We start from the raw sequence: 25248 nt of genomic DNA, 5'->3' as shown, positions 1-25248 counted from the left end.
GGCAACGTCACCGCGACGGATGTCGCCCCTGTTGAGGGCGATTTCACGGGCACCGGTGAGCTCAGCGAGTTCGCTCCCGTCTCGGTTGCATCCCTCGCGCCGGGCGAGACCGCGACGTTCACTGCGACGTATGTGGTGACACAGGCCGACGTCGACGCGGGCACGCTGTCGAACACGGCGACGACGACGGGGACGACGCCTGGTGGGGATCCGTTCCCGCCGGCACCGCCCTCGACCGTCGACGTCCCGACGACCTCTGCTCCTGGTATCAGCGTGGTGAAGAGCGCGAATGTCACGGAGGATGAGTTCGCGGTCGGAACCGAGGTGACCTACTCCTTCGTGGCGACGAACACGGGGAACGTGTCGCTGACCGGTGTGCAGATCGAGGAAGGCACTTTCTCCGGTACGGGGGCACTGTCGCCGGTCGCTCCCGAGTCGGTTGCGCTACTGGCTGCTGGTGAGTCGGCGACGTTCTCAGCCACGTACGTGTTGACGCAGGCTGATGTCAATGCCGGTCAGGTCACCAATGAGGCGCGGGCGCTGGGCACACCGGTGTTCTCCGGCCCGGGAACACCTAACGCACCGATTCCGTCGGCACCGTCAGACGCGATAGTCCCGGTCGATCAGGCTCCTGCCCTGTCGATTGTGAAGTCCGCTGATCTCACGGAGATCACCGAAGCCGGCCAGACAGTCACCTACTCCTTCGTGGTCACCAATACCGGGAACACGACGATCACGGACCCCGTGATCGATGACACCGAGTTCTCCGGAACGGGCGACCTGTCACCCATCACGGGGCCGGATGAGGCAGTGATTCTTTTGCCGGGTCAAGAAGTGTCGTACTCCGCCACGTATGTCGTCACTCAGGCCGATGTGGATTCAGGGACGCTGACGAACACGGCTACGGTCACCGGGAACACACCCACGGGTCCGACCGACCCGTCGACCCCGTCGACGGTCACGGTGCCCGTCACCCCTTCGCCGTCGCTTCAGATCGTGAAGACGGCTGACAAGGACTCGGTGGTGGGCGCCGGACAGGTGATCACGTATTCGTTCACGATCACGAACACCGGCAACGTCACCCAGAATGACGTCACCGTCCAAGAAGGCACGTTCACCGGCACCGGGGCACTCGGTCCGATCGTCTGCGCGAACGGAGCTGCAGCCTTGGCTCCCGGACAGACGATCGTCTGCACGGCCCAGTACCAGACGACACTCGGTGACGTTCAGGCCGGGTCCGTATCGAACACGGCCGTCGCGACGGGTATGCCTCCGGTGACGCCGGGTGAACCGACGGTGTCGGTTCCCTCGACGACCGAGGTCACAGTGACACCGCCGGCCGTCTTGGCCTTCACCGGTACCGATGGGCTCCTGGGTCTTGCAGGGATCGCCGGTGGGCTGCTCTTGATCGGGGGACTCCTGGTGGGTATCCGCCGGCGCCAAGCCGCCACCGGAGAGATCGCAGAGTAACGACTGGCGCGAGGGGGTGTCGGTTCTGCCGCCACCCCCTCGTATCCACCCGAGAGGCCTTCACCATGCACCACCTTTCACGCCCGCTTCCCACGACAGGGTTCGCCCTCGTCCTCAGCACGGTCCTCGTTCTGACCGGATGCACCAGCACGCAGCAGGATAGAAACGAAACAGAGGCACCGACGCCGCCCTCGACCGGTGCACCCCAGATCGAAGGGCAGCCCGAAGGAGTCGTGGGAGCCACCACTGTCCCAAGCGATGTACCAAACGACGCCAAACTCCGAGACTTCGTTTCGCTCGATACCTGCGAAGCGATCGACAACGGATGGTCTGCCGCGGGAACCGCCATGAACGAGACAAAAGACGACGCGACCTACGATGTGACCGTCTTCTTCACCGTCTCGAGCGGCACCGTCGTCGGGAGCGGCCAGACCAAGGTCGACGTCCCTGCCGGCGAGACGGCGTCCTGGGAGATCGAAGACACCTTCACGACGCCTATCACGACGTCCTGCGTCCTCCGCGGGGTAGGCGCAGCGTGACAAGCCGACAAACGGTGGGCGACACTGACCACGCGAACGAGCCGTGGGTGCAGCTCTGTTTCTCGCGCACCATTCTCCATCGAGGAGACCGACCAACCCGAGTCCGCGAAGCGCCGAGAATACGGTGCTGGTGCCGATCCGGACGTTAACAAGCCTGTTCCGCATCGGGTCGGAACAGCGTCAGATGGTTTCTGACAAACAGGGTGGGGTCGTTCCAGGATCAGGACGACCCCACCCTGTCTTCGCTACCAGAGACAGCCGGAACCTGTTCCTGTGGCGGGACTCGCTGGGCTCGCCCAAAACTGACTAACGATTCACGCGTCGACAGTCGATTCCGATCAGGTGCCCCTAGGGTGCGCCGATAGGGGATCGGCTATCGGACGCGAGCGTCGCCCCGCTGCACCTGCTGGTGCTGGGGGTGTTCTGTTCGGTCAGCCGCGGTCGCGGGCCATTCCTGCTTCGGTGTTGCGGGTGCCGACGGCCACGCCGTGAGGAAAGGCAGCTGCGATGCGTTCGAGATCGCGAGTCGTGAGGACGACGTCGACAGCGGCGGCGTTCTCCTCGACCCGGGACGGCTTCGTGGTCCCGGGGATCGGGACGGTGCCGGCCTCCCGCCTCGCGCGTGAGGCCGGGCTTCGCGAGAACGACGTCGCCCGCATCGTCGGTGAGTTTCGGGCCAGAATGATCGCTCTGCGCGACGGTGCTTGCGCACCGCGTTCCGGGCGTGGCACCGGCACTAGACGCGGTGCGGTGTGCGGAACGTGGTGCGGAGTGGTCCGCGCCGGAGGCGACGGGCGGGCGGCGCAGCGCACCGCGTTTCGTGCGTGGCACCGGAGCTAGACGCGGTGCGGTGTGCGGAACGTGGTGCGGTGCGGGGTGCGGGAGGGGGGCGCGCCTGTGCACCGTGTTCCGTGCATGGCACCGGGGCTAGACGCGGTGCGTCGATCGGTTCGCGGTGCGGTGTGCGGAACGGGGTGCGGTGTGCGGAACGCGGTGCGGTGCGGGGTACGGGCGGGAGGCGCGCTTGCGCACCGCGTTTCGTGCGTGGCACCGGAGCTAGACGTGGTGCGGTGTGCGGAACGGGGTGCGGTGCGCGGAACGCGGTGCGGTGCGGGGTACGGGCGGGAGGCGCGCCTGTGCACCGCGTTTCGTGCGTGGCACCGGAGCTAGACGCGGTGCGGTGAGCGGTTCGCGGTGCGGTGCGCGGAACGGGGTGCGGTGCGCGGGACGCGGTGCGCGGCCGCCGGCGCCGGGGCCGGCCGGGCCCGGCGCTACGGGGTCAGGGCCGCGCGCCGCGCGGGGCGACTGCGGCCCGGATCACCTCGACCGGGATCTTCGGGCGCCGGCGGTCGTCGAGCAGGCCGTTCGCCTCCTGCAGGGTGTCGGTCAGCTGCGTGTAGCAGAACCCCGCCAGGAACGGACTCGCGGTGACGGCCCCGAGCAGCCCGGTCAGCTGCTCGGCGAACTGCTCCGCGCTGCCGGCGCTCGAGTATCCCCAGGCCCCCTCCGTCCCCTCCTCCGACGTGTCGAACCGGATGCCCCCGAACTCGGTGAGCATCACGGGCGCACCCGGGCTCGTGCTGCCGGGCAGGAGGACCCGGCGACCTGCGGGACCGTGCCCGGCCAGCAGCCGGGCCCGCGCCTCCTCGGAGCCGTACCGCTCGGCCACGACGGCGGGGTCCGCCTCGTAGTCGTGCACCGAGACGATGTCCGACGCGACGTGCTCCCAACCGTCGTTCGAGATCACGGGCCGACTCGGATCGAGCGCCCGTGTCAGGTCGGCCAGGGCCCGGGCGAAGGCCTGCTGCGCCGGATCGTGCGCGATGTGCTGCACTCCCCAGCTCTCGTTCACCGGCACCCACGTCACGATGCAGGGGTGCGAGACGTCCCGCTGCACGGCCTCGGTCCACTCCGCGACGAGCCGCGCGACGGCCGTCGGCGAGAACTCGAAGGCGCCCGCCATCTCGCCCCAGACCAGCAGCCCCAGGCGGTCGGCCCACCAGAGGAACCGGGGATCCTCGACCTTCTGATGCACCCTCGTCGCGGTGAACCCCAACGACTTGATCAGCTCGACCTCGATCCGCAGCGCCTCCGCGCTCGGCGCCGCGAGATGGGACTCGGGCCAGTACCCCTGCTCGAGGACGCTGCGGACGAAGTACGGACGGTCGTTGAGCAGGAACGTGTCGCCGGCCACCTCGACCGACCGCAGCCCGAGGTACGACGCCACCACGTCGGTCGTGTCTCCCACCACCAGCGACACCGTCGCGTCGAGCAGCGTCGGCGACTCGGGCGACCAGAGCAGCTCGTCGTACGACTGCCCGTTGCGCTGGTCGGGGAGCACGATCCGCAGCGGCACGTGCCGCGAGGTCATGGGGACCGTCACCCGCGCCAGCTCGCGCTCGCCGTGGCGGATCACGACCTCGAGGCGAGCCGGCACCGGCACCGGCCCCCGCAGCTCGACGCCGAGGTCGACGGTCGCGCTCGGCAGATCCGTCGTCCAGCGCAGCGCCCGCACCGACGTCCGCGGCACGGCCTCGAGCCACACCGGCTGCCAGATGCCCGTCGTGCGGTGGTACCAGATGACGTGCGGGTCGAGCCGCCAGTCCTGCTTGCCGCGAGGCTGCGTGACGTCGGCGGGGTCGTCCTCGGCGCGGACGACCAGCAGCTGCTCGTCGAGCTGCGGGTCGAGGGCGTCGGTCGCATCGACGGTGAAGGGCGTGTGCCCGCCCTCGTGCTCGCCGAGCAGCACGCCGTTCAGCCAGACGCGGGCGCGGTAGTCCACCGCCCCGAAGTGGACGAGGAGGCGCGGTGCGGCCTCGCCGAGACCGGCCCGGTCGACCTCGCCCCGCGTCAGAGCCCTCGAGTACCAGACGATCGGGTGGAAGCCGGTGTCCCCGACTCCGGAGGCGGGGGACTCGGGCGGGAACGGCACGACGATCGACCGCGGTCCGACCGGGCGGCGGTGCCAGCCCTCGGCCGTGCCCCGGTCGTCGTCGTCGAACGCGAAGCCCCACGGGCCCGAGAGGTCGGTCCAGTCGGGGCGCATCAGCTGCGGTCGCGGGTAGCTCCCGTCCTGTCGGGTGGCCCGGAGCGGAGTGGGGGCGTCGTCGCCCGGATAATTCAGCACGGCGACAGTGTGCCCGAAATTTACAGCGCTGTAAATCAGTCCTCGGTGGGCAGTGCGGGAGCGCTGCCGCGGTAGACCACCTCGAAGTCCACGAGCGCGTGCCGCCCGAGCTCATCGAAGCCGGCGATGCGCTCCTCGAGCATGTCGAGGGCCCGGCCGGCCAGCGCGGCGAGATCGGGCCGGACCGTCGTGAGGCCCGGCTGCGTGAACGAGGCCATGGCGACGTCGTCCCAGCCGGTGACCACGACGTCCTCCGGGACCCGGATGCCCGCATCGGCCAGTGCGCGCAGGGCGCCGATGGCGGCGAGGTCGTCGCGGCAGACCAGCCCGTCGAAGCGCAGCCCCTCGGCCAGGGCGGCGGTCACCGCCTCGGCGGCGCTGGCCGACGACACGGCTCCGCTCGGGATGAGCAGGCCGGTGTCGACGGGGAGACCTTCGGCCTCGAGCCCCTCCTGGTAGCCGGCGAGGCGGACCCGCGAGGTGGGGCTGAGACCGGAGCGCTCGTGGCCGAGGAACGCGATGCGCGTGGCGCCGAGTCCCGCGAGGTGCGTCGTGACCCGGCGGGCGGCCGCGACGTTGTCGATCATGACGTGGTCGACGCTCAGCGGCGCCTGCGCCTCGCCCAGCAGGACGACGGGCACGTCGCCGCGGTGCCGGGCGATCTCGGACGAGCCGAGGATCGACGGCTGGAACAGGACGCCGTCGACGAGGCCCGCCTCGGACGTCGAGACGATCGCGCGCTCGGCCTCGAGGGTGCCGTCGGTCTGCTCGAGCAGCACGCGGTAGCCGCGGTCGCGCGCCAGCGTCGACACGCAGCGGGCGAGCTCCGAGTAGTAGGGGATGCTGATGTCGCTGAAGGCCAGGGCGAGCAGCCCGGTGCGCCCCGTCGCGAGGCTGCGGCCGGTCTCGTTGGGCCGGTACGCGAGCTCGTCGATCGCCCGCTGCACCTTCGCGCGGGTGCTCGGCGACACGTGCACGTAGCCCCGCACGACGTTCGACACCGTCTTCATCGAGACGCCCGCGACCTCGGCCACGTCCTGCAATCTGGCCCGGGCCATCGCGTACCTCCTGAGATCGGTACCCCCGACCTTAGGGCACGGGCTTGACGTGGCATTTACAGCGCTGTAAAGATACGAGCACCCACCATCGGCACCGCCGCCGACAGCGTGCCCCTCGGCACGGTGGCGGGCCGGACTCAAAGGAGAGCACCCATGAACAGATCCCTCGTCACCCGGACGGTCGCCGTCGCGGCGACGATCGGCCTCGGCATCTCGCTCGCCGGCTGCAGCGCGGGCGGCGCCGCCCCCTCGACGGGGAGCGTGTCGGGCGCCGACTACACCGGCCCGAAGGTGACCATCGACTTCTGGAACGGCTGGACCGGCGGAGCCGCGCCCAAGATCGTCCCCGAGCTGGTCAAGCAGTTCAACGCCGAGCACGACAACATCGTCGTCAAGAGCGTCCCCATGGAATGGGCCGACATCTCGGCCAAGATGCCCCTCGCCATCAAGGCCGGCAAGGGCCCCGACGTCGCCGTGGCCCACGGCGACGACGTCGCGACCTACGCCGCCCAGGGCCTCCTGCTCGACAGCGGCGACATCGTCGACGGCCTCGGCTACACGGCCGACGACTTCCCCGAGGGGCTCTTCGAGGGCAACCAGTACAAGGGCACGCAGTACGGCATCCCGTGGAGCGTCACCCCGCTGGGCCTGTACATCAACAACGACGTGCTGAAGGAGGCGGGGGTCGACACCACCGTCCCCACCGACGCGGAGTCGTACGAGAAGAGCCTCGAGGCGCTCAAGGCGGCCGGCGTCAAGGGCGAGTGGGTCGACGGCTACGTCTTCACCGGCACCTTCGAGTTCCAGAGCCTGCTGTGGCAGTTCGGCGGCGACCTCTACAACGACGACGTGACCGAGGCCACCTTCAACAGCGAGGCCGGCGTCCAGGCTCTCACGCACATGGTCGACCAGATCGACAAGGGCTACAGCCCCGAGAACGTCCCGCAGGACGGCAACTTCAACGCCCTCGTCAAGGGCGAGAACGCCTACAACTGGAACGGCGTGTGGCAGACCACGAACGAGGCGCTCCAGGACGTCGACTTCTCGGTGGCCCCGGTGCCCCAGATCGGCACCGAGAAGGCCGTCTGGTCGAGCTCGACCGACTGGATCTTCCCGAGCAACAAGGGGCAGGACGCCGACGAGACCTCGGCCGCCGCGACCTTCGTGAAGTGGATGAACGACAACTCGGCCGGCTGGGCCGAGACCGGCGAGCTCCCCGCCGCCAACGAGGTGCGCGACGACCCGGCCCTGGTGGAGAAGTACCCGAACCTGAAGCCGTTCCTCGAGCAGCTGCCCTACGCGCACTACGAGACCGTCTCGCCCGGCATCGCCGCGGCGTCGGCCGAGATCACGACGGCCGTCGGCGAGGCCGTGCTCGGCAAGAAGACCCCTCAGGAGGCGCTGGACGACGCGGCGGAGCAGGCCGACAAGATCCTGAAGCAGAACGCGCAGACCTACGGTGGCTGACACCCTCCTCAGCCCGGCCGCGCGGACCTCACGTTCCGCGCGGCCGGGCGCGCCCCGTCGCGATCTGACCGCGTACGCGTTCCTCGCCCCGTTCCTCCTCCTGTTCGCCGTCTTCGTGCTCGTGCCGGCCGTCTACGGTCTCGTCATCAGCCTCCACCGGTGGAACTCGCTCGTGCCGTTCCACCCGTTCATCGGGCTGCAGAACTACCTCGACCTCGTCACGCCCGGCTCGCTGACCTTCTCGGACTTCTGGTCGAGCATGCGCGCGACCGGCATCTTCACGGTCTTCAGCGTCCCTCTGCTGATCGTGGTGCCCTTCCTCGCCGCCGTCCTGCTGAACCAGAACCTCAAGGGCACGACGTTCTTCCGCGGCGTCTTCTTCGCCCCGTACGTGCTGGGCGTCGCCGTGATCGGCGTCATCTGGAAGTACCTGCTCGACCCGCAGGCCGGCGTCGTCAACCACCTGCTCGGACTGATCGGGCTGCCCGACCAGACGCCCTGGACGGTCGACGTGCCGTGGGCGTGGGTCTCACTGGTCGGCGTCACCATCTGGTGGACCGCCGGGCTCAACACCGTCATCGTGCTCGCGGGGCTCAAGGGCATCAACGCCGACCTCTACGAGGCGGCCTCGCTCGACGGCGCGGGAACGATGCGGAAGTTCTTCTCGGTCACCCTGCCCGGTCTCCGGCCGGTCATGATCTTCGTCACGACGACGACCATCCTCGCCTCGGCCAACATGTTCGGCCAGTCGTTCCTGCTGACCCAGGGCGGCCCCGGCAACACGACCCGCTCGGCGATCATGTACATCGCCGACCAGGGTCTGGCCCAGGGCAACATGGGCGCCGCGTCGGCCATGAGCTACGTCCTGTTCGCCGTGCTGGCCGTCATCAGCGTCATCAACTTCCGCATCCAACGAGAGAAGGCGTGATGACCCAGCTCGCCCCCGAACGCCTGCCCGCCGCCGCCCCGCAGCCGCCCGTCCCGTCGTCGACGGGCGAGCGTCGCCGCCGGCCGTGGCACCGCCGCATGCCGACGGTCGTGCTCTACGTCGTCCTGGCGATCATGACGCTCGCCATCCTGCTGCCCCTGCTCTGGATCGTGCTGACGTCGTTCAAGACCGACTTCGACGCGATCAGCCGCCCCGCGTCGCCGATCCCCGACCCGTTCACCGTCGATGCGTACCGGACGCTCTCGAGCGGGCAGCAGCCGATCTTCCGCTGGTTCCTCAACAGCCTGGCGGCGGGCGCCCTGCAGACGGGCATCATCCTGGTCACCGCGTCGCTCGGGGCCTACGCCCTGGCTCGGCTCGAGTTCCGGGGCAAGCGGATCGTCTTCGGGATGATCGTGTCGACGCTGCTCGTGCCGCCGGTGATCTTCCTGATCCCCAACTACCTGATCGTGCAGAACCTCGGCTGGCTCGACACCATCTGGGCGATCACCGTGCCCGGCTCGGCCGGCGCGTTCGGCATCTTCTTCCTCCGTCAGTTCTTCGTCGGCCTGCCGATCGAGATCGAGGAGGCGGCGCGACTCGACGGCGCGAGCGACCTGCGGATCTTCCTGCAGATCGTCATCCCGCTCTCGCGTCCCGCCCTCGCCACCCTCGCGGTGCTGAGCTTCCTGTCGAACTGGAACGACTTCCTCTGGCCGGTCTACGTGCTGCTCAGCCCCGAGAACCTCACCCTGCAGCCCGGTCTCTCGGTGCTCTCGGGCGCGTACTCGACCCACTTCGGCATCGTCATGGCCGGCGCGGTGATCGCCTCGGTGCCCGTGCTGATCCTCTTCACGCTCGCCCAGCGGCAGATCGTCGACAGCGTCGCCGCGTCCGGGGTCAAGGGGTGAGCGGCCGGGGGTGAGCTGTGCGGCGGGGGGCCGCAGCGGCGGTGCAGCGGTGGGGCGGCTGCGGGGATCTGCAGCGGAGGGGGGGCGCTACGTCGGTGCAGCGGTGCGGGGCGCAGCGGCGGGGGCCGCGGCGGAGGGGGGCCGCTGCGGCGGGGGCAATCTCGGCGGGAGACCGCCGCCATCGACGTCCACCCGAACCCGGGCGGATGCGGCCCGGTCGACGACGATCGGGGCGAGCCCGCAAGGAGGCGGGCCCATCATGAACAGACGAACAAGGATCATCCGGTCGGCCCTCGCGGGCGCCGGAGCACTGCTCTTCGCCGTCGGACTCGCGGTGCCCCTGGCGACCGCCTCGAGCGAACCCGCCGAGGCGGCCCCCGCCTGCACGCTGTCGAACCCGATCTCGAACGGGGCCGACCCGTCGATCTGGTCGCGGAACGGCGTCTACTACCTCGCCCAGTCCGACGGCGGCCGCTCGATCACGCTGAAGGCGTCGACCACGCTCAACGGGCTGTCGACCGCCACGGCGCGCACCATCTTCACGGCACCCGTCGGGACCGATCACAGCGCGCAGACCTGGGCGCCCGAGCTCGAGTACCTCGACGGCCGGTGGATCATCTACTACGCCGCCGCCACCGACCGGGGCTCGTTCGACGCCACGAACGACACGCACCGGATGTTCGCCATCACCGCGAACAGCCAGGACCCGCTGGGCGCCTGGTCGTTCGCGGGCAAGATCGCGGACTCCACCGACCAGTGGGCCATCGACGGCACGGTGTTCCGGTACCAGAACAGCTGGTGGATGCTCTGGTCGGGGACGCCGACCGGCAACGGCGGCCGAGCGCCCCAGCAGATCTACATCGCCCACATGAGCGACCCGCTGCACATCGACCAGGACTACCGCCGTCTGATCGGCAACCCCGACCAGACGTGGGAGACCAGCCGCGCGGCCATCATGGAGGGCCCCGAGGCCTGGATCAGCCCCTCCGGCACGCTGTCGATCGTCTACAACGCGAACGCCTCGTGGACGACGTCGTACGCGCTGGGCATGCTCGTCTACAAGGGCGGCGACCTGACGACGTACCAGTCGTACACGAAGCGCGGGCCGGTCTTCTCGTCGGGCGGCGGCGTCTACGGGCCGGGAGGCGAGTCGATCCCGGTGCCGGGGGCGAACGGCGTCAACTGGAACGTCTATCACGCCAAGACGACGACGGCCGACGGCTGGGACGACCGCAAGATCTTCGCGCAGCCCGTGCCCTGGGCCGCCGACGGGACGCCGGCCTTCGGAACGGCGACCGGCTTCGCGGGCTACAACGAGGCGCTGCAGCAGCGCTGCTGAGCCGAGGAGGCGCGGGTCGGGTCGCGACGGCCCGCCCGCGTCGTCCGCCGGGTCGTCCCGACGTGCCGGCGCGGGTCGGGGGCAGGTGGCCGTGCCGGGGTGGGTGGTGGCGGCTGCGCACCGCGTTTCGTGCACCGCACCGGGTCGAGACGCGGTGCGGTGCTCGCTTCGTGGTGCGGTGCGGTGGTGCGGCCGAGCGGGGTGCCGGGGTGGGTGGTGGCGGCTGCGCACCGCGTTTCGTACGCGGCACCGGGTCTAGACGCGGTGCGGTGCCCGGTTCGCGGTGCGGTGTTCGGTTCGTGGTGCGGTGGGGTGCGGTGTCGGCGTGGGTCGGCCGAGCGGGGTGCCGGCGTAGGTGGTGGCGGCTGCGCACCGTGTTTCGTGCGCGGCACCGGGTCTAGACGCGGTGCGGTGATCGGTTCGTGGTGTGTTGATCGGTTCGCGGTGCGGTGTTCGGTTCGTGGTGCGGTGCGGTGCGGTGCTCGGTTCGTGGTGCGGTGCGGTGCGGTGCGGTGCGGCTGAGCGGGGTGCTGGGGTGGGTGGTGGAGGCTGCGCACCGCGTTTCGGGCGTGGCACCGGCACTAGACGTGGAGCGGTGATCGGGACGCGGTGCGGTGTGGGGTGCGAGAGGGGGGCGCGCTTGCGCACCGCGTTTCGTACACGGCACCGGGTCTAGACGCGGTGCGGTGATCGGTTTGCGGTGCGGTGCGGCGCGGTGCGGCTGCGGCTCTCGCGTGCCCCGCCTCACTCGGAGCGCGCGAGCCAGTCCGTGTAGCCGACGACTCCGCGGAAGTCGGGTGCGCCCGTCGCGTCGGCCGGCAGGTCGGTGCCGTCGGCGTACTTGGGCCACTGCAGCATGAGCGGCGTGCCCGGGGTGGCGTAGGCGGCTCCGGGCGGACGGAATCCGGCGACGGCGTGCAGGGCGTCTGCCCCGTGCTGCTCCGGCGCGGAGCCCGGAGCGGAGCCCGGGGCGACCGGGGCGACCGGGGCGACCGGCGCGATCGGGCGGGCGCGGTCGGACGGGGGCGCGAACAGCTGGTAGCCGAGCGGGATGAGCACCGTGCCGAGCGCGTCGAGCACGGCGATGACACCGACCGCCCGCCAGTACCGGTCGTCGAGGTCGACGGGGCTGAACAGCACGGGCAGCGAGAGCATCAGCGCGAGCAGGGCGACGAGCACCAGCGTGACGCGGGTCACCCCGGTGATGAGCGGGGACCGGAGGCGCGCCTCGGTCGCGAGGACGAGGTGGACGTGCACCAGGGCGATGCGCGCGATCACGGCGAGGATGAGCCAGCCGAAGAAACCGTCGAAGACGGTGTCGGAGTAGTCGGCGGGGAAGGTCAGCCAGATCTTGGCCATCCCGGCGACGAAGAGGTAGACCGAGACGGCGAAGCCGACGAGCGCGAACCAGGTGCTCCGCGCCGACGACACCGCGGCGTCGAACCACGAGAAGAGGGCGAACGCCGCGAAGACCGCGGCGGTGCCGATCAGCCGCCACGAGGTGTCCCCGAACGACGAGGTCGCGATCGACACGATCGCCACCACCGCGGCGGCGATCAGCGACGCGATGACGACGCGCAGCATCACCGGTCGGACGCGTTCGAAGGGGAAGGTGGGGCTCATGACGACTCCTCGGTTCGGGATGAACCTAGCGGACCGCCGGGGAGGGACGGGGCGGCTGGTCTCTGCGCACCGCGTCTCGTGCAGGGCACCGGGTCTAGACGCGGTGCGCTGATCGGTTCGCGGTGCGCTGCGGTGCGGTGCCTGGGGGAGGCGGGGCGCGCCTCCTCGGGGAGCTGCGCCGCGCCTCCTCGGCTGACCTCCGGCGGGCGAGCGGGCGAGGGGCGCCGCGAGATCGTCGCGACGATTCGGTCAGGATCGGGATTTCCGCGACACTCCTCTAGTGAGGGGGGTGGACGTGGATCCGACTGCACTGGGCGACGCCGAGCTGATCAAGCGCGCATCGACCGGAAACCGACAGGCGTTGTCGAGCCTGTTCGACCGGTACGCGACGGCGGTCACGCGCTACGCGTGGGCCCTGGCGCCCAGCCGCATGGACGTCGAGGAGATCGTCCAGGACACCTTCGTCACGCTCTGGAAGAAGTCCGGCGAGATGACGCTGCCGAACGACTCGCTCCTGCCCTGGCTGCTCGTCGTCTGCCGCAACCACGCGCTCAACCAGCGCCGCAAGCTCGCGCTCGCCGCGGCCGACGCCCTGCCCGACGACCTCGTCGCCCCGGACGCGAGCGAGGCGCGCGAGACGCTGCGCTTCGTCCGCGAGACGATCGACGCGCTGTCGCCCGACGATCGCGCGATCTGCGAGCTGTGCCTGATCGAGGGCCTCTCGTACAAGGAGGCCGCCGAGCGCCTCGGGATGACGGTCGGCGCGGTCACCAAACGGGTCTCCCGAACGCGGTCGCGACTGCGGAAGGCGGTGACGAACGATGAACACTGAGCCCCCCACCGGTGACGACCTCACCCGCATGCTCGTCTCGATGAAGACGAACGTCCTCGAACGGGCCACCGACGTGCCCCGACGCCGACGTCCCGGCCGACGCTTCGGCATCGCCTTCGGGCTCGTAGCCCTCATCGGACTCGGCAGCGCCGGCGGTGCCGTCGCCCTGGGCCTCGTCCCGTCGCCCTTCGAGGGCCTCGCCCAGCCCGAGCCGACCGCGGTCGTCTCGACCGAGCCGGCGCCCTCGCCCACCCCGACGACGGCCCCGCCGGAGCCCTCCGCCGCACCGTCGACCCAGCCGGTCGGCAGCACCCCTCAGCCGTACGTGCCGATCGACTGCGCGACGCTCGCGACCGAGTCGTCGCTGACGTCGCTGCTGCGGGCGCCGGAGCTCGCCCAGGACGAGGGCTTCGTCTTCACCCCGCGGGAGGCGTCGCTCCGGCAGAACGGCGTCCAGTCGTGCAGTTGGACGTCGACGAGCGACACGGCGTCGGCCCAGTTCACGGTCGACATCGCCCTGGACGGTCCGGATTCGGCCGAGGGGCTCGCCGCCAACCGCGAGGGCGGCGGCAGCCTCGGGGTCGGCGACGACTCGGCGCTGGCCTGCCGCGACGGGTTCACCTGCTTCGGCACGGTGGTCGTGGGCGACTACTGGATCGAGGCCGGTTACACGCAGTCGCAGACCTTCGGCGAGGAGACGGACGACCTCGTCGGGGCGCAGCTCGGACGCCTGGCCGACGTCGTCCGACCCCTCGAGCCGCGGCTCCCGTGGGTCGCCCCGGACGTCGCACAGCGGTGGGCCGTCACCGGCGACTGCGCGACGCTCGCCCTGGGGACCCCGCTCGGCACGGTCTTCGGGATCCCGTCGCTGGACGGGTCATGGACGGAGACCTCGCCGGACGGTCGTAACCCCCTCGTCGCGGTGTCCTCCGACGAGTACGGCTGCCAGGCGACCGGGAGCACCGAGGCATACACCGATCAGCTCGTCTACACCGAGGTCGAGGTGCATGTCGCCGCGGGCGCCGGATGGGGGTTCGAGCAGTTCCGCGAGTACGCCCTGACGGGACGGGGAGCAGTCGACGACGTCACCACCCTGGAGGTGCCGGGCGCCGAGGACGCGCTGCTCCAGTGCGCCGCGATGTCGTCGATCTGCTACCTCGACGTCCTCGTAGACGACTCGTGGATGCGCATCATCTACAAGGGACCGGCTAGCACCGATCAGCGCTCGCGACTCGTGGAGGTGGCCGCGAACGTCATCGCCGCTCGGTGAGCGGACGGCGCGGGAGGCGCGGGAGGCACGGAGGCGGGAGGCGCGGACGCGGGAGGCGCGACGACGCCGACGCCCGGTGCCATGATGTGAGCGGGGGCGGGGGTCGCCTGCCGCAACGCCGTCGAGGAGACCTGTGTCGGAAGAAGAGGGGATGCGGGGACCCGAGCGGTCGCCGAGCGCCGAGGGGCGTTCCGGGGCCGAAGGGGCGTCGGGACGCGAGAAGACGCCTGCGCCGAAGCGACTGCCGAGGGGCGTGGGGTCGCCGTGGCCGTCCGCGCCGAAGCGGCTGCCCACGACCGGCGGGTCGCCGAGACGCGGGGGCGCGAGCGCGCAGAAGTCCGGCGGCGCGTCGGAACCCGGCCGCGCGTCGGAGCCCGGCCGCGCGTCGGAGCCCGGTGGCGCACCACAACCCGGCCGCGCGCGCAAGCCCAAGCGGGCCCCGAAGCCGGTCAAGCCCCTCACGTCGGAGCAGAAGCGCGACCTCAAGGTGACGGGCATCGTCGTCGCGGTGGCGTTCGGCGGCATGGGCGCGTTCATCTTCTCGTTGCCGCTCTGGCAGCACGGCGCCTTCCCCCGCGAGCTGGCGGAGTCGACGCCCCACAGCGTGTTCGAGACCGAGGGCGGCTCGCCGGGATCGTGGTCGTACCTCGACGAGGAGCTCGAACTCCACCCGTTCGGCGACTGCGTGCGGATCGACGGCTGGCGCCTCCAACGGCCCTGGCAGTGCACGTCGGCCGACGGGACGTACGTCTACACCTTCCGCGAAGGGGGCAGGCCGAGCCGAGGCATCAAGGGCGAGTCGCTCTCCGTCCGAGGCGAGGAGATTCCGATGAGCTGCACGATCACCGGCGACTGGGGCGCCCACTACTACTGCGTCCCCCTCGCCGCGAGCCCGACCCCCGAGGGGTAGGCGCGCCTCCTCGGGAGGGTGCACCGCGCGTATCATGCCGGGCATGAGCCGCTTCGACGAGATGCCGTTCGCCAGGGTCTACCCCTTGTACGTGGCCAAGGTCGAACGCAAAGGACGCACCCGGGCCGAGGTCGACGAGGTCGTCGCCTGGCTGACCGGTTACGACCAGCAGCAGCTCGCCCGGCACCTCGCCGACGGCACCACCTTCCGGGACTTCTTCGCCGGCGCGGACCTCAACCCCCGGGCGTCGCTCGTCACGGGCGTAATCTGCGGCGTCCGCATCGAGACGCTCGACGACGAGCTGACCGCGAACGTCCGCCGCCTCGACAAGCTCGTGGACGAGGTCGCCCGAGGGCGGCCGATGGCGAAGGTGCTGCGGGAGGCCTGACGCCGCATCGGGCGTCGGCCTGCCGACCCGCGCCTCCTCGGCGGACGCACCGCACCAGGCGATGGGCACGGCGCCAGGTTTGAACGTGGTGCGGTGCCCATCTCGTGGCGTCGTGGTGAGCGGGGGAGGGGCGCGGAGGAGGGGCGCGGGGGAGGGGCGCGGGGGAGGCCGCGCCTTCTAGCCGACGCGGGTGGCGAGGACGTCGCGGACGGTGGTCCAGCGCTCGGGCGCGTAGCGGGAGCCGTCGACGTGGCGCAGCTGCGCGTCGCCGCTGAACATGTTGACGAAGTACTGCATGCCCTGCCACGCCGGGAACGTCTCGTCGCCGCTCTTCGCCGCACGACGCATGACGGCCGCCATCGCCGACAGGGTGCCGGTCGTGCCGGCCCACTGCGGGCGGAACTCCTGGCCGGTGAGCTCGCTCATCGTGCGCGCGACCTCGCGGGCGGTGACCCGGTCTCCGGCGACCTCGACCACGCGCGGCGCCTCGGGATCGAGGGCGACCCGGGCGACGACGTGGGCGACGTCGTCCTTGGTGGTGAAGTCGAGCACCTGGTCCGCCGACGACCAGAACAGCACGCGCTTGCGGTCGAACAGCACCATCGGCGCATCACCGGTCAGCAGGTCGGTGAACATGCCGTTCAGCACCGACGTCGCGCGGATCGGCGCCGCGTCCACCGCCGCCGCGAACTCGCGCCTCAGCTCGAAGTTGCGGTTGCTTCCGGGCGGGATGCTGCGGTAGTCGGCCGAGTAGTCCGAGGGCATGAACCGCGGCACACCCGCCGCCACCGTCGCCTCGAGCAGCGCCCGCTGCGCATCGACGATCACCGGACGCACCCCGCTGACGGCCGACACGACGACGTCGACACCGCGCACCGCCTCGGTCAGGGCGGTCAGGTCGGCGTAGGAGGCGCGGGTCACCTCGACGCGGTCGTCGTCACCGGACAGGGTGGTCGCGACGGCGCTGCCGGGGCGGGTGAGCACGCGGAGGCGGACGTCGTCCGTCTCGTGTCGCAGCAGCTCGCGCGCGATGCGCCCGCCGAGATCGCCGGTCGCACCGGCGAGGAGGATGGTGGTCGTCATGTGAGGAGGCCGTTCTGTCGAGGGCGGGGCTGGCCATCGCACCAGGTTCCGAACACCGCACCGCGTCGAGACGCGGTGCGGTGTTCACAGTCTGGTGCGGTGGTGCGGTGGGGCTCTCAGGGAAGCAGCCCCGACCGGTACGCCCAGATCACCGTCTTCAGCCGATCGCGGGTGCCGAGCTTGGTCATCACCCGGGTCAGATGCGACTTGACCGTGCTCGTCTCGACCACGAGACGATCCCCGATCTCGTCGTTCGACAGGCCCTCGCCGAGCAGCCGGACGATCTCCTGCTCGCGAGCCGTCAGCACGTCGGGGGCCGGCTCGACCGCCGAGGCCCGACGCCGCCGGGTGAACTCGGCGATGACGCGTCGGGTCGTCGCCCCGTCGATCGCGGCCCGTCCGGAGGCCAGCGCGCGCACGGCCCCGACGAACTCGTCGGGCTCGACGTCCTTCAGCACGAACCCGCTCGCGCCGGCCTCGAGCGCCCCGAACACGTACTCGTCGAGGTCGAAGGTCGTCGCGACGAGGACCGCCGGGGCGGCCGGTGCGGCCGGTGCGGACGGTGCGGCCGGTGCGGACGGTGCGGCCGGTGCGGCCGCAGCGGTGGATGCGGCCGGGCCGGTCTCGCCGCCGACGGGTGCGCCGGGGACGGGCGCGCCACCGGACAGGGCCCGGTCCGCCCCGCCCGCCACGATGGCGCGCGTCGCCTCGATGCCGTCGCCGCCGGGCATGCGCACGTCCATCACGACCACGTCGGGGCGGGTGCTCCGCACCACCTCGACCGCCTCCCGGCCCCCGGCCGCCTCGCCGACGACCTCGATGCCGCCCGCGGTCTCGAGCACGACCCGGAACCCCGTCCGCACGATCGCCTGGTCGTCGACCAGCACCACTCTGATCATCGTTGCCTGCCGTCCGTCGGGGGTTCGGGGTCGCCCGCGTCGGGGCGTGACGCCGGGGCCGAGCCGGCCGGCGGACCAGCGGTCGCCGCGGGGTCGGTGTTCGCACCCGAGTCGGTGTTCGCACCCGAGCCGGTGTTCGCACCCGAGTCGGTGTTCGCACCCGGGTCGGCGGTCGCAAACGGGTCGGCGCCGCCGGCCGACCGGGACGCCGGAGCGGAGCAGGCAGCCGAACCGGAACCGGAACCGCCGACGCCGTCCGCGGCCTCGACCGGCAGCTCGAGCCGCACTCGCCAGCGCCCCGCCCCGTCGTCGCCCGCGTCGAGCGTCCCGCCGACGAGCACGGCCCGCTCGCGCATGCCGACCAGCCCGTAGCCGGGCATCGACCTCGGCCCGCCCGAGCCGGGGCGGTCGTTCTCGACGACGATGAGCAGGGAGCCGGGCGTCGCCCACAGCTCGAGCACCACGGGAGCGCCGGGCGCGTGGCGTCGGGCGTTGACCAGCGCCTCCTGGACGGTCCGGTACGCGGTCACGTCGGCGAGCGGCGCCAGCGTCGGCAGCGCGCCGTCGACGGTCACCTCGACCACCGCCCCGGAGGCGCGGGCCGAGTCGACCAGATCGCCCACGTCGCCGAGACCGGGCACCGGTACCGTGCCGGTCGGACCCTCGCCGGTCTCGCGGAGGATCCCCACGATCGACCGCAGGGCGTCGAGCGTCTCGCGACCCTGGGCCCGGACGCTGCGCAGGGACTCCTTGGCGCGGTCGGGGTCGGCGTCGACCAGTCGTTCGGCGGCGCCCGCCTGCACGACCAGCCCGGTGAGGTGGTGGGCTGCGACGTCGTGCAGCTCGCGGGCCATGCGGGTGCGCTCGGCGGCGACGGCGGCCCGGGTGAGGGTCGCCTGGTGCTCGAGCGATTCCGCGGCACGGGCGCGCGCATCGCGGTCGTGGGCCCGGCGCAGGGCGACCCACGAGCCGACGGCCGCGCTCACCCCGTTGATCAGCACGGCGCTGGCCACCAGCGCCAGCGCCTCGACGACGGCGCCCACGTCGCCGAACCCGTGCGGAGCCCCGAGCTGGTCTTTGACGACGCCGGAGGCTCCGATCGCGGCCCCGATCACCGCGATGCCGACGGCGGCGAGCACCGCGGTGACGACGGTGCGCGTCGGGCGGAGCGTGGCGACCGTGTACGCCGCGACCACGGGTGCCGCCGTCCACAGGGCGAGACCGGTCGGCAGCACCGTGAGCAGGGCCGCCTGCAGCACCGCGATGAGGAGGAGCACCGTGACCGGTCGGACGCGCCGCAGGGCGAGGGGCGCGTACTGCACGACCGCCAGCACGATCACGACGACCACCTGGGCCGGGGGGATGTCGCTGCTCGCCCCCGAGAACTCGCCGGCCGCGAGCAGCGTCGCCAGGAACCCGATCGTCACGACCGCCCAGACGGCGGCGAGCACGATGTCGCGCCCCACCATCGTGTGCACGCCCAGTCGCCCGAGCACGCGCCGCAGCGTGCCGACGCCGGGATCGCCCGGACGACCCGGCTCGCCCGCATCGCCGGAGTCGCCCGTAGCGTCGGGCTCGCCCGCACGACCGGGCCGGCGAGGGTGGCCGGGGTCGTGCGGCGCGCCGGCGGCGGTCGGGGGCGGGGTCATCCTCCGAGCATGCCAGGTGCCGTGCGCCTCGCGGCCCCGGGCCGAGGGCGTCTGTGCGCCGTCGGCCCGGGGGTCGCCCTGTGAGGGGGTCATCAGAAGCTCACGCTCGGTGCGATGAGACGGAAGCCGAACGCGAAGCCGGCCAGCACCAGGAGGGACAGCACGACGAGCACGCGACCCGTGACGACCGCCCACCCGCGGCGGTCGCGGACGGCCCGCCAGGCGACCAGGGCGGCGGGCACGATCGCCACGACGCCCAGCAGCTGCAGCGCCTGCAGCACGCGGAGGGTCACGGCCGACACCTCGGCGAACGACATCGCCTGAACCGCGACGATCGCCCAGCCGACCAGGGCCAGCAGCGTCGAGGCCTGGCCGAGGCGCGACAGCAGCAGGGTGCGGTCGCGGCGACGCGGGGCGGCGACGGTCTGTCCGACCTCATCCCGACGACGGCGCCCGACACCGGCCAGAGCGGTTGCGGGCCAGACCACGACCGAGGTCAGCAGCACCAGCACGGCCAGGACGACCGCGGGCAGCACGGTCGACGCCGCCTGCCAGGGCTGCGCCCGCAGCATGGTGAAGGAGGCGCCCCACGAGATCGCGTCGACGGTCGCCCCGTCGTCTGCCCGCGTCGCCAGGAGGGCGTCGCCCCCGACCTCGCGCCAGAGGTCGGTGTCGACCTTCTCGTAGACGCCGGTGGTCACGCCGAGCGGCTTGGGGGTGACGGCGATGGTGCCGTCGGAGCGCGGCTCCACCGTGGTCTGCCCGCTCAGAGCGAGGAGGGCTCCCGGGTTCGAGAAGGGGGAGCGCGACGAGAGGTAGGTGCCGGCGAGGTCGGCGGCAACGGGACCGTCCCGGTCGACCGTGCCCGCGCCTCCTCGGCTCTCGTCGTCCGCTGCGGCATCCGCCGGAGCGTCGCGCAGGTAGCGGTCGGCGAAGCCCTGCAGCACCGTGGTGCGGAGGTCGAGCGAGGCCATGGCCGAACGCCCGCTGCCGTTCATGCTGATGAAGACACCGGCGTCGTGCTCGGGGAACATCCGCATCGCGGAGTGGAACACCTGCGTGTCGCCGTCGTGGCCGAAGGCGGCCAGGCCGGGGGTGCTGTCGTCGAAGAACGCGAGGTCCATGCGCTGGCCGGCCGCGAGCGTGCCGAGGTCGTCGGCGTCGAGCGCGGGGCTGTGCATCTGGGCGAGGGTGTCGGGCTGCAGCAGCGCCTGGTCGTCCGGGAGGTCGCCGAGGTGGGCGAGCATGAAGCGGGCCATGTCGGTGGCGGTGGCGGACATCGCTCCGGCGGGGGCCGCGTTGACGACCTCGGTCTCGACGGCGGGCTTCGAGTCATCGGGATAGCCGTGCGCGAGGCGGGCGTCGAGGTCGGCGGGCAGCGGCTGCGCGAACGACGACGAGGTCATGCCGGCGGGCTCGAAGACCTCCTTCTGAAGCAGCTCGTCGAACGGCTTGCCGCTGACCCGCTCGGCGATGTAACCGGCCAGGGTGGCTCCGTAGTTGGAGTACGCCGGGGTGGTGCCCGGGGTGAAGACCTGCTCGGGGGGAGCGTCCGAGACGGCCTCGCGCAGGGTGCGCTCGCTGCCGGGGGTGCCGATGAGGCCCGCGATGACCTCCTCGAAGCCCGAGGTGTGGGTGAGCAGGTGCCGCAGCGTGACGGCGCCCTTCGGGGTGTCGAGGTCGAAGTCGAGGTACTGCTGCACGTCGGCGTCGAGGTCGAGCTCGCCCTGCTCGACGAGCTGCATGATGGCGGTGGCCGAGACCACCTTCGACACCGAGCCGACGCGGAACAGCGTGCTGTCGGGGTCGACCGGCCGGGCGGGGGTGTCGCCGGTGCCGGTGTCCGCCATGCCGTAACCGCGGGCGGTCAGCAGCTTCCCGTCGGCGACGACGGAGACCGTCGCGCCGGGGATGCCGGTCTTCTGGAGCGCCGAGCCGACGGCTCCGTCGAGCCAGGTGTCGACGTCGTCGCGGGTGAGGGAGTGCCCGCCCTGCTGGTGCTGTGGAGGGGCGGGAGGCGCGGCGTCCGCGGTCGCGCCCGTCGCCCCGGTCGCGCATCCGGCGAGCGGGACGGCCAGCGCGAGCGCGGCCGCGGCGAGGGCGAGGCGGGGCGTGCGGCGCCGCCGGGTCTGGAGTGTCGTTGTCATACCTCAACGCTCGTCGACGCGGCGCCGCGGCACAGGGGGCGGAGGTCGGGACCTGCCTTGCGACTTTCGTCGTAGGTGCGGGTGCGGGTGCAGGTGCGGGTGCAGGTGCGCGTCGCGCCCCGGAGGTACCGCACCACGAAATGGACACCGCACCACGTCTAAACGTGGCGCCATGTCCATTTCGTGGTGCGGCGGAGGTGCGGGTGCGGCGCGGGTGCGGTGGTGCGGCGCGGGGGAGGTGCGGTGGGCGCGGTGGAGGTGCGGGTACGGGCAGTGCAGTGGAGGTGCGGGTGCGGGAGGTGCGGTGGAGGTGGTGCAGCTGCGCGTCGCTCCCCGGAGGTACGGCACCACGAAATGGGCATGGCACCACGTCTAAACGTGGTGCCATGCCCATTTCGTGGTGCCGTGGTGCGGCTGGCCGGTGGAGCGGCGGGCCGGTGCTGCGGTGGCGCGGCGTAGCGGCGGGCCGGTGCTGTGGTGGGTCGGTCGCCCCGGCCCGGGTACGCCCGGCGAGGGCTCAGCCTTTACGCGAAGGTCGCGGCGTCGATCACGAAGCGGTAGCGCACGTCGGACTTCAGGACGCGGTCGTACGCCTCGTTGATCTGCTCGGCGTCGATCAGCTCGGTCTCGGGCACGATGCCGTGCTCGGCGCAGAAATCGAGCATCTCCTGGGTCTCGCGGATGCCGCCGATGGCCGAGCCGGCCCAGCTGCGACGCGCGGGGATCAGCGCGAACGCGGGCACCTCGAGCGGCTCGGACGGAGCGCCGACGTTGACCAGCGTGCCGTCGACGGCCAGCAGGCCGAGGTACGCGCCCATGTCGATCTTCGCCGAGACGGTGTTGATGATCAGGTCGAACGAGTTCGCCAGGTCGGTGAAGGTCTGCTCGTCGCTGGTCGCGTAGTGGGCCTTGGCGCCGAAGCGCAGCGAGTCGTCCTTCTTCGAGGTCGTCTGCGAGAGCACGGTGACGTCGGCGCCGAGCGCCGCGGCGATCTTGACGCCCATGTGGCCGAGGCCGCCCATGCCGACGATGGCGACCTTGGTGCCTTCGGTGACGCCCCAGTGGTGCAGCGGCGAGTAGAGCGTGATGCCGGCGCAGAGCAGCGGGGCGACGGCGGCGTAGTCGAGCGACTCGGGGACGCGCAGCACGAAGTCCTCGGTCACGACGACGGCCTGCGAGTAACCGCCCTGGGTGACGGTGCCGTCGATCGGGTCGACGCTCGTGTAGGTGCCGGTGTTGCCCTTGGCGCAGTACTGCTCGTCGCCGCGCTTGCAGTATTCGCACTCGCCGCACGAGTTGACCATGCAGCCGACGCCGACGCGGTCGCCGACCTTGTGCTTCGTGACCTCGGAGCCGACCTCGGACACGGTGCCGACGATCTCGTGGCCGACGACCTGCGGGTACTGGATCTGGCCCCACTCGCCGCGGACGGTGTGGATGTCGCTGTGGCAGATGCCGGCGTAGGCGATGTCGATCATGACGTCCTTCGGGCCGACGTCGCGTCGCTCGATGGTCGTCTTGACGAGGGGCTCGGTGGCGGACGGTGCCGCGTAGGCGTTGACGGTGCGCATGCTTCTCCTGGGTGGTGCGGATGAGTTCGGGGGTCCTCCCGACACTACGGACGCTCGCCTGTGCGAGGCAGGTACTGACAGGAACCCTGTGGAGAGACGCGGCCGAGGAGGCGCGGTGAGGGAGACGTGGTGCGAGGGAGGGACGGTGCCGGCGGCGACCGGAGTCGAGGAGGCGCGGTGCGCGACCGACCGGCACCGCGCCTCCTGCCCGCGGTCGCGTCCCGGATGGTCGGGCGGGAAGGGAGGCCCTGAGGGGGTCTCCCGGCGCCGGCGCAGGCGACCTACCGTCGAGGTCGGACAGCGCCCCGGGGATTCTCCGCCGGGGCGGACACCCCTCGAGAGGATCAGCATGACGAGCGACAGGCGCCGGTTCCGCGCGGACGCGCAGGCGACCATCGACGCCGTGACGGGCGTGGAGGAGGAGCGACTGAGGCGGGAGCGCATCGCGACCGGCATGCTCATCGCCCCGAACGGCTCGACGGGTTCGCTCGCGCATCTGCTCCCGCTCCCGTGGCGCGGAGCAGCGCGGCGTCGGGCTCCCGACGGGTCCGACCGGCGAGAGCTCCCCGCCGAGAGACGCTGAGCCGCGCGCCGCCACCCACCGCACCGCATCCCGTGCAGCGCACCGCGTCTAGACCGGGTGCGGTGTACGGAATGTGGTGCGGTGGCCGGCTCGACTCGCGCCTCCTCGGCTCGGCATGGGATGCGGCGCATCGCGCCGCATCCCGTGCACTGCGCCGCATCCCGTGCACTGCACCGCGTCCCGTGCACTGCACCGCGTCCCGTGCACTGCACCGCGCCTAGACCGGGTGCGGTGTACGGAACGCGGTGCGGTGGCCGGCGCGACCCGCGCCTCCTCGGCTCCGCGGGCGATGCGCTAGCCTCGCACGACCGGGCAGGGGGCCCGACTGCGGGGGAGCAGCACATGGCCGACGATGCACCGACACGAGCGTCGCTCCCGCCAGGCGAGCCGCACGTGCCGCACGAGCTACCCGCGACGCCTGAGCCGCACGCGCAACGCTCCCCGGCGCCCCGCGACGACTCGCCCATCGGCGTCGGAGAGTCGGTCGGCATCGTGTTCGCGGCGGGCCTCGTGGGTCTCCTCGTCGGAGGGATCGCGGCCGCCATCGCCAACCACGTCATCTCGCCCGGGATGGACGAGCTGGCCCCGTTCCTCGTCGCGCTCGCCGGGGCGTTCCTCCTGAACTGCGTCGTCGCGGTCGTCGTGGTGGTGCTCTGCGTGCGGAACCGGCCGCGCGGACGCCGGTTCGCGACGGTGTTCGCGGGGACGCTCGGGCTGCTCGTCGTCCTGCTCGCGGCCATGCTCCTCCTGGGCACGGTCGTCCCCGGCGCCCTCGGGACCGTCAGCGCCCTCGGGACCGGCTTGGTGATCTGGCCGGTCGTCACGCCCCTCCTCCTCTGGTCGTGCTCGGCGGCGGCGGCCGGGGTCGTCCGTCCCCGATCGATCGGGTACGCCGCGGGGGCGGGGCTGGTCGTCGCCGTCATCATCCTGGCGGGGCGCGGCGCCCTGGGCTGATCGCCGAGGAGGCGCGACCCGCCGTCCGCAGACCGGCTCGCCCGGTCGGTCGCGACGGTTCAGGGCCGTGCGCCGCACCGGGTCGCGTGCACTGCACCGGGTCGCGTGCACCGCACCGGGATACGTGCGCCGCACCAAATCGCGTGCGCTGCACCGCATTGCGTGCGCCGCACCGCGTCTAGTCGGGGTGCGTCGTCCGAGACGCGGTGTGATCGCGAGGGGTCGGGGCTGCGCGCTCTCCACCCTGCGCGCGTGCACCACACCGCACCGCATCGCGTGCGCCGCACCGCATCGCGTGCGCCGCACCGCATTTCGTGCACCGCACCGCGTCTAGTCGGGGTGCGTCGTCCGAGACGCGGTGCGATCGCGAGGGTCGGGGCCGCGCGCTCTTCACCCTGCACGCGTGCACCACACCGCGCCGGGTCGCGTGCGCCGCGCCGGGTCGCGTGCGCCGCGCCGGGTCGCGTGCGCCGCGCCGGGTCGCGTGCGCCGCGCCGGGT

20 protein-coding genes are annotated in these 25248 nt (G+C 71.9%); 12 read left to right on the top strand and 8 right to left on the bottom strand.

The annotated features are described in order from the left end of the window. A partial coding sequence (locus tag FFA01_RS14200) for a CLIPPER-2 domain-containing protein (RefSeq protein WP_244289876.1) occupies positions 1 to 1470 on the top strand: 1470 nt, incomplete at its 5' end. Between the two features lie 233 nt (positions 1471 to 1703). Further along, entirely contained in the window at positions 1704 to 2009 is a 306-nt protein-coding gene (locus tag FFA01_RS14195) for a hypothetical protein (RefSeq protein ID WP_146856843.1), read from the top strand. A gap of 1279 nt (positions 2010 to 3288) precedes the next feature. On the opposite strand, the gene FFA01_RS14185 is transcribed toward FFA01_RS14195, so the two are convergent. Together FFA01_RS14185 and FFA01_RS14180 are read right to left on the bottom strand one after the other, a co-directional pair. Further along, positions 3289 to 5136, bottom strand: coding sequence for a glycoside hydrolase family 2 protein (locus tag FFA01_RS14185; RefSeq protein WP_244289875.1), 1848 nt, complete (start codon positions 5134 to 5136; stop codon positions 3289 to 3291). 35 nt (positions 5137 to 5171) lie between these two features. After that, entirely contained in the window at positions 5172 to 6194 is a 1023-nt protein-coding gene (locus FFA01_RS14180; RefSeq protein ID WP_146856842.1) for a LacI family DNA-binding transcriptional regulator, read from the bottom strand. Positions 6195 to 6347: 153 nt separating this feature from the next. Between FFA01_RS14180 and FFA01_RS14175 the strand changes: the two genes are divergently transcribed. From FFA01_RS14175 to FFA01_RS14160, 4 genes are all read left to right on the top strand, one after another. Then, positions 6348 to 7661 (top strand): ABC transporter substrate-binding protein, encoded by a 1314-nt coding sequence (locus FFA01_RS14175; RefSeq protein WP_146856841.1) that lies wholly within the window; start codon positions 6348 to 6350, stop codon positions 7659 to 7661. Then, the gene (locus FFA01_RS14170) at positions 7654 to 8589 is read left to right on the top strand and encodes a carbohydrate ABC transporter permease (protein WP_146856840.1); all 936 of its coding nucleotides are present in this window, start codon (positions 7654 to 7656) and stop codon (positions 8587 to 8589) included. Before FFA01_RS14175 ends, FFA01_RS14170 begins: the two co-directional genes overlap by 8 nt. Further along, entirely contained in the window at positions 8589 to 9500 is a 912-nt protein-coding gene (locus tag FFA01_RS14165) for a carbohydrate ABC transporter permease (RefSeq protein ID WP_244289874.1), read from the top strand. The genes FFA01_RS14170 and FFA01_RS14165 overlap by 1 nt, the downstream gene beginning before the upstream one ends. Positions 9501 to 9759: 259 nt before the next feature. Further along, the gene (locus FFA01_RS14160; RefSeq protein WP_146856839.1) at positions 9760 to 10839 is read left to right on the top strand and encodes a family 43 glycosylhydrolase; all 1080 of its coding nucleotides are present in this window, start codon (positions 9760 to 9762) and stop codon (positions 10837 to 10839) included. 744 nt (positions 10840 to 11583) lie between these two features. Here the strand turns inward: FFA01_RS14160 and FFA01_RS14155 are convergent. Beyond that, on the bottom strand, positions 11584 to 12462 hold the full coding sequence (locus FFA01_RS14155) for a hypothetical protein (protein ID WP_146856838.1): 879 nt from the start codon (positions 12460 to 12462) through the stop codon (positions 11584 to 11586). Positions 12463 to 12757: 295 nt separating this feature from the next. On the opposite strand from FFA01_RS14155, the gene FFA01_RS14150 reads away from it, so the two are divergent. The 4 genes from FFA01_RS14150 to FFA01_RS14135 all read left to right on the top strand — a co-directional run bounded on the left by FFA01_RS14150 (position 12758) and on the right by FFA01_RS14135 (position 15862). Next, positions 12758 to 13294 (top strand): RNA polymerase sigma factor, encoded by a 537-nt coding sequence (locus tag FFA01_RS14150; protein WP_146856837.1) that lies wholly within the window; start codon positions 12758 to 12760, stop codon positions 13292 to 13294. Further along, on the top strand, positions 13284 to 14564 hold the full coding sequence (locus tag FFA01_RS14145; protein WP_146856836.1) for a hypothetical protein: 1281 nt from the start codon (positions 13284 to 13286) through the stop codon (positions 14562 to 14564). Before FFA01_RS14150 ends, FFA01_RS14145 begins: the two co-directional genes overlap by 11 nt. Positions 14565 to 14715: 151 nt before the next feature. Further along, the gene (locus FFA01_RS14140) at positions 14716 to 15474 is read left to right on the top strand and encodes a hypothetical protein (RefSeq protein ID WP_146856835.1); all 759 of its coding nucleotides are present in this window, start codon (positions 14716 to 14718) and stop codon (positions 15472 to 15474) included. Positions 15475 to 15517: 43 nt separating this feature from the next. Further along, the gene (locus tag FFA01_RS14135; protein WP_244289873.1) at positions 15518 to 15862 is read left to right on the top strand and encodes a DUF2200 domain-containing protein; all 345 of its coding nucleotides are present in this window, start codon (positions 15518 to 15520) and stop codon (positions 15860 to 15862) included. A gap of 177 nt (positions 15863 to 16039) precedes the next feature. Here FFA01_RS14135 and FFA01_RS14130 read toward each other — a convergent pair whose 3' ends face one another. The 5 genes from FFA01_RS14130 to FFA01_RS14110 all read right to left on the bottom strand — a co-directional run bounded on the left by FFA01_RS14130 (position 16040) and on the right by FFA01_RS14110 (position 23211). Next, positions 16040 to 16945, bottom strand: a complete 906-nt coding sequence (locus FFA01_RS14130; protein WP_146856833.1) for an NmrA family NAD(P)-binding protein — start codon at positions 16943 to 16945, stop codon at positions 16040 to 16042. Between the two features lie 116 nt (positions 16946 to 17061). Further along, positions 17062 to 17844, bottom strand: a complete 783-nt coding sequence (locus FFA01_RS14125; RefSeq protein ID WP_146856832.1) for a response regulator transcription factor — start codon at positions 17842 to 17844, stop codon at positions 17062 to 17064. Further along, positions 17841 to 19493, bottom strand: coding sequence for a histidine kinase (locus FFA01_RS14120; protein WP_146856831.1), 1653 nt, complete (start codon positions 19491 to 19493; stop codon positions 17841 to 17843). The genes FFA01_RS14125 and FFA01_RS14120 overlap by 4 nt, the downstream gene beginning before the upstream one ends. A gap of 92 nt (positions 19494 to 19585) precedes the next feature. Beyond that, positions 19586 to 21640: a serine hydrolase domain-containing protein gene (locus FFA01_RS14115; protein ID WP_146856830.1), complete on the bottom strand. Its 2055-nt coding sequence runs from the start codon at positions 21638 to 21640 to the stop codon at positions 19586 to 19588. A 524-nt stretch (positions 21641 to 22164) separates the two neighbouring features. After that, the gene (locus FFA01_RS14110; RefSeq protein ID WP_146856829.1) at positions 22165 to 23211 is read right to left on the bottom strand and encodes an NAD(P)-dependent alcohol dehydrogenase; all 1047 of its coding nucleotides are present in this window, start codon (positions 23209 to 23211) and stop codon (positions 22165 to 22167) included. 349 nt (positions 23212 to 23560) lie between these two features. Here FFA01_RS14110 and FFA01_RS14105 point away from each other — a divergent pair, with 349 nt between their 5' ends. Together FFA01_RS14105 and FFA01_RS14100 are read left to right on the top strand one after the other, a co-directional pair. Continuing rightward, the gene (locus FFA01_RS14105) at positions 23561 to 23794 is read left to right on the top strand and encodes a hypothetical protein (RefSeq protein ID WP_146856828.1); all 234 of its coding nucleotides are present in this window, start codon (positions 23561 to 23563) and stop codon (positions 23792 to 23794) included. Between the two features lie 342 nt (positions 23795 to 24136). Then, complete coding sequence (locus FFA01_RS14100) at positions 24137 to 24748, top strand: hypothetical protein (protein ID WP_146856827.1); 612 nt, start codon at positions 24137 to 24139, stop codon at positions 24746 to 24748. Positions 24749 to 25248: the final 500 nt, after the last annotated feature.

The organism is Frigoribacterium faeni (assembly GCF_007988805.1).
GTDB classification, from domain to species: Bacteria; Actinomycetota; Actinomycetes; order Actinomycetales; family Microbacteriaceae; genus Frigoribacterium; species Frigoribacterium faeni.
This window is presented reverse-complemented; position numbering and strand designations above follow the sequence as displayed.

Coding starts and splice junctions, on each gene's coding strand:
- FFA01_RS14155 (WP_146856838.1), bottom strand. CDS start 12,462: ATGAGCCCCACCTTCCCCTTCGAACGCGTCCGACCGGTGATGCTGCGC.
- FFA01_RS14140 (WP_146856835.1), top strand. CDS start 14,716: ATGCGGGGACCCGAGCGGTCGCCGAGCGCCGAGGGGCGTTCCGGGGCC.
- FFA01_RS14110 (WP_146856829.1), bottom strand. CDS start 23,211: ATGCGCACCGTCAACGCCTACGCGGCACCGTCCGCCACCGAGCCCCTC.
- FFA01_RS14120 (WP_146856831.1), bottom strand. CDS start 19,493: ATGACCCCGCCCCCGACCGCCGCCGGCGCGCCGCACGACCCCGGCCAC.
- FFA01_RS14115 (WP_146856830.1), bottom strand. CDS start 21,640: ATGACAACGACACTCCAGACCCGGCGGCGCCGCACGCCCCGCCTCGCC.
- FFA01_RS14135 (WP_244289873.1), top strand. CDS start 15,518: ATGAGCCGCTTCGACGAGATGCCGTTCGCCAGGGTCTACCCCTTGTAC.
- FFA01_RS14100 (WP_146856827.1), top strand. CDS start 24,137: ATGGCCGACGATGCACCGACACGAGCGTCGCTCCCGCCAGGCGAGCCG.
- FFA01_RS14175 (WP_146856841.1), top strand. CDS start 6,348: ATGAACAGATCCCTCGTCACCCGGACGGTCGCCGTCGCGGCGACGATC.
- FFA01_RS14160 (WP_146856839.1), top strand. CDS start 9,760: ATGAACAGACGAACAAGGATCATCCGGTCGGCCCTCGCGGGCGCCGGA.
- FFA01_RS14130 (WP_146856833.1), bottom strand. CDS start 16,945: ATGACGACCACCATCCTCCTCGCCGGTGCGACCGGCGATCTCGGCGGG.
- FFA01_RS14105 (WP_146856828.1), top strand. CDS start 23,561: ATGACGAGCGACAGGCGCCGGTTCCGCGCGGACGCGCAGGCGACCATC.
- FFA01_RS14165 (WP_244289874.1), top strand. CDS start 8,589: ATGACCCAGCTCGCCCCCGAACGCCTGCCCGCCGCCGCCCCGCAGCCG.
- FFA01_RS14145 (WP_146856836.1), top strand. CDS start 13,284: ATGAACACTGAGCCCCCCACCGGTGACGACCTCACCCGCATGCTCGTC.
- FFA01_RS14180 (WP_146856842.1), bottom strand. CDS start 6,194: ATGGCCCGGGCCAGATTGCAGGACGTGGCCGAGGTCGCGGGCGTCTCG.
- FFA01_RS14125 (WP_146856832.1), bottom strand. CDS start 17,844: ATGATCAGAGTGGTGCTGGTCGACGACCAGGCGATCGTGCGGACGGGG.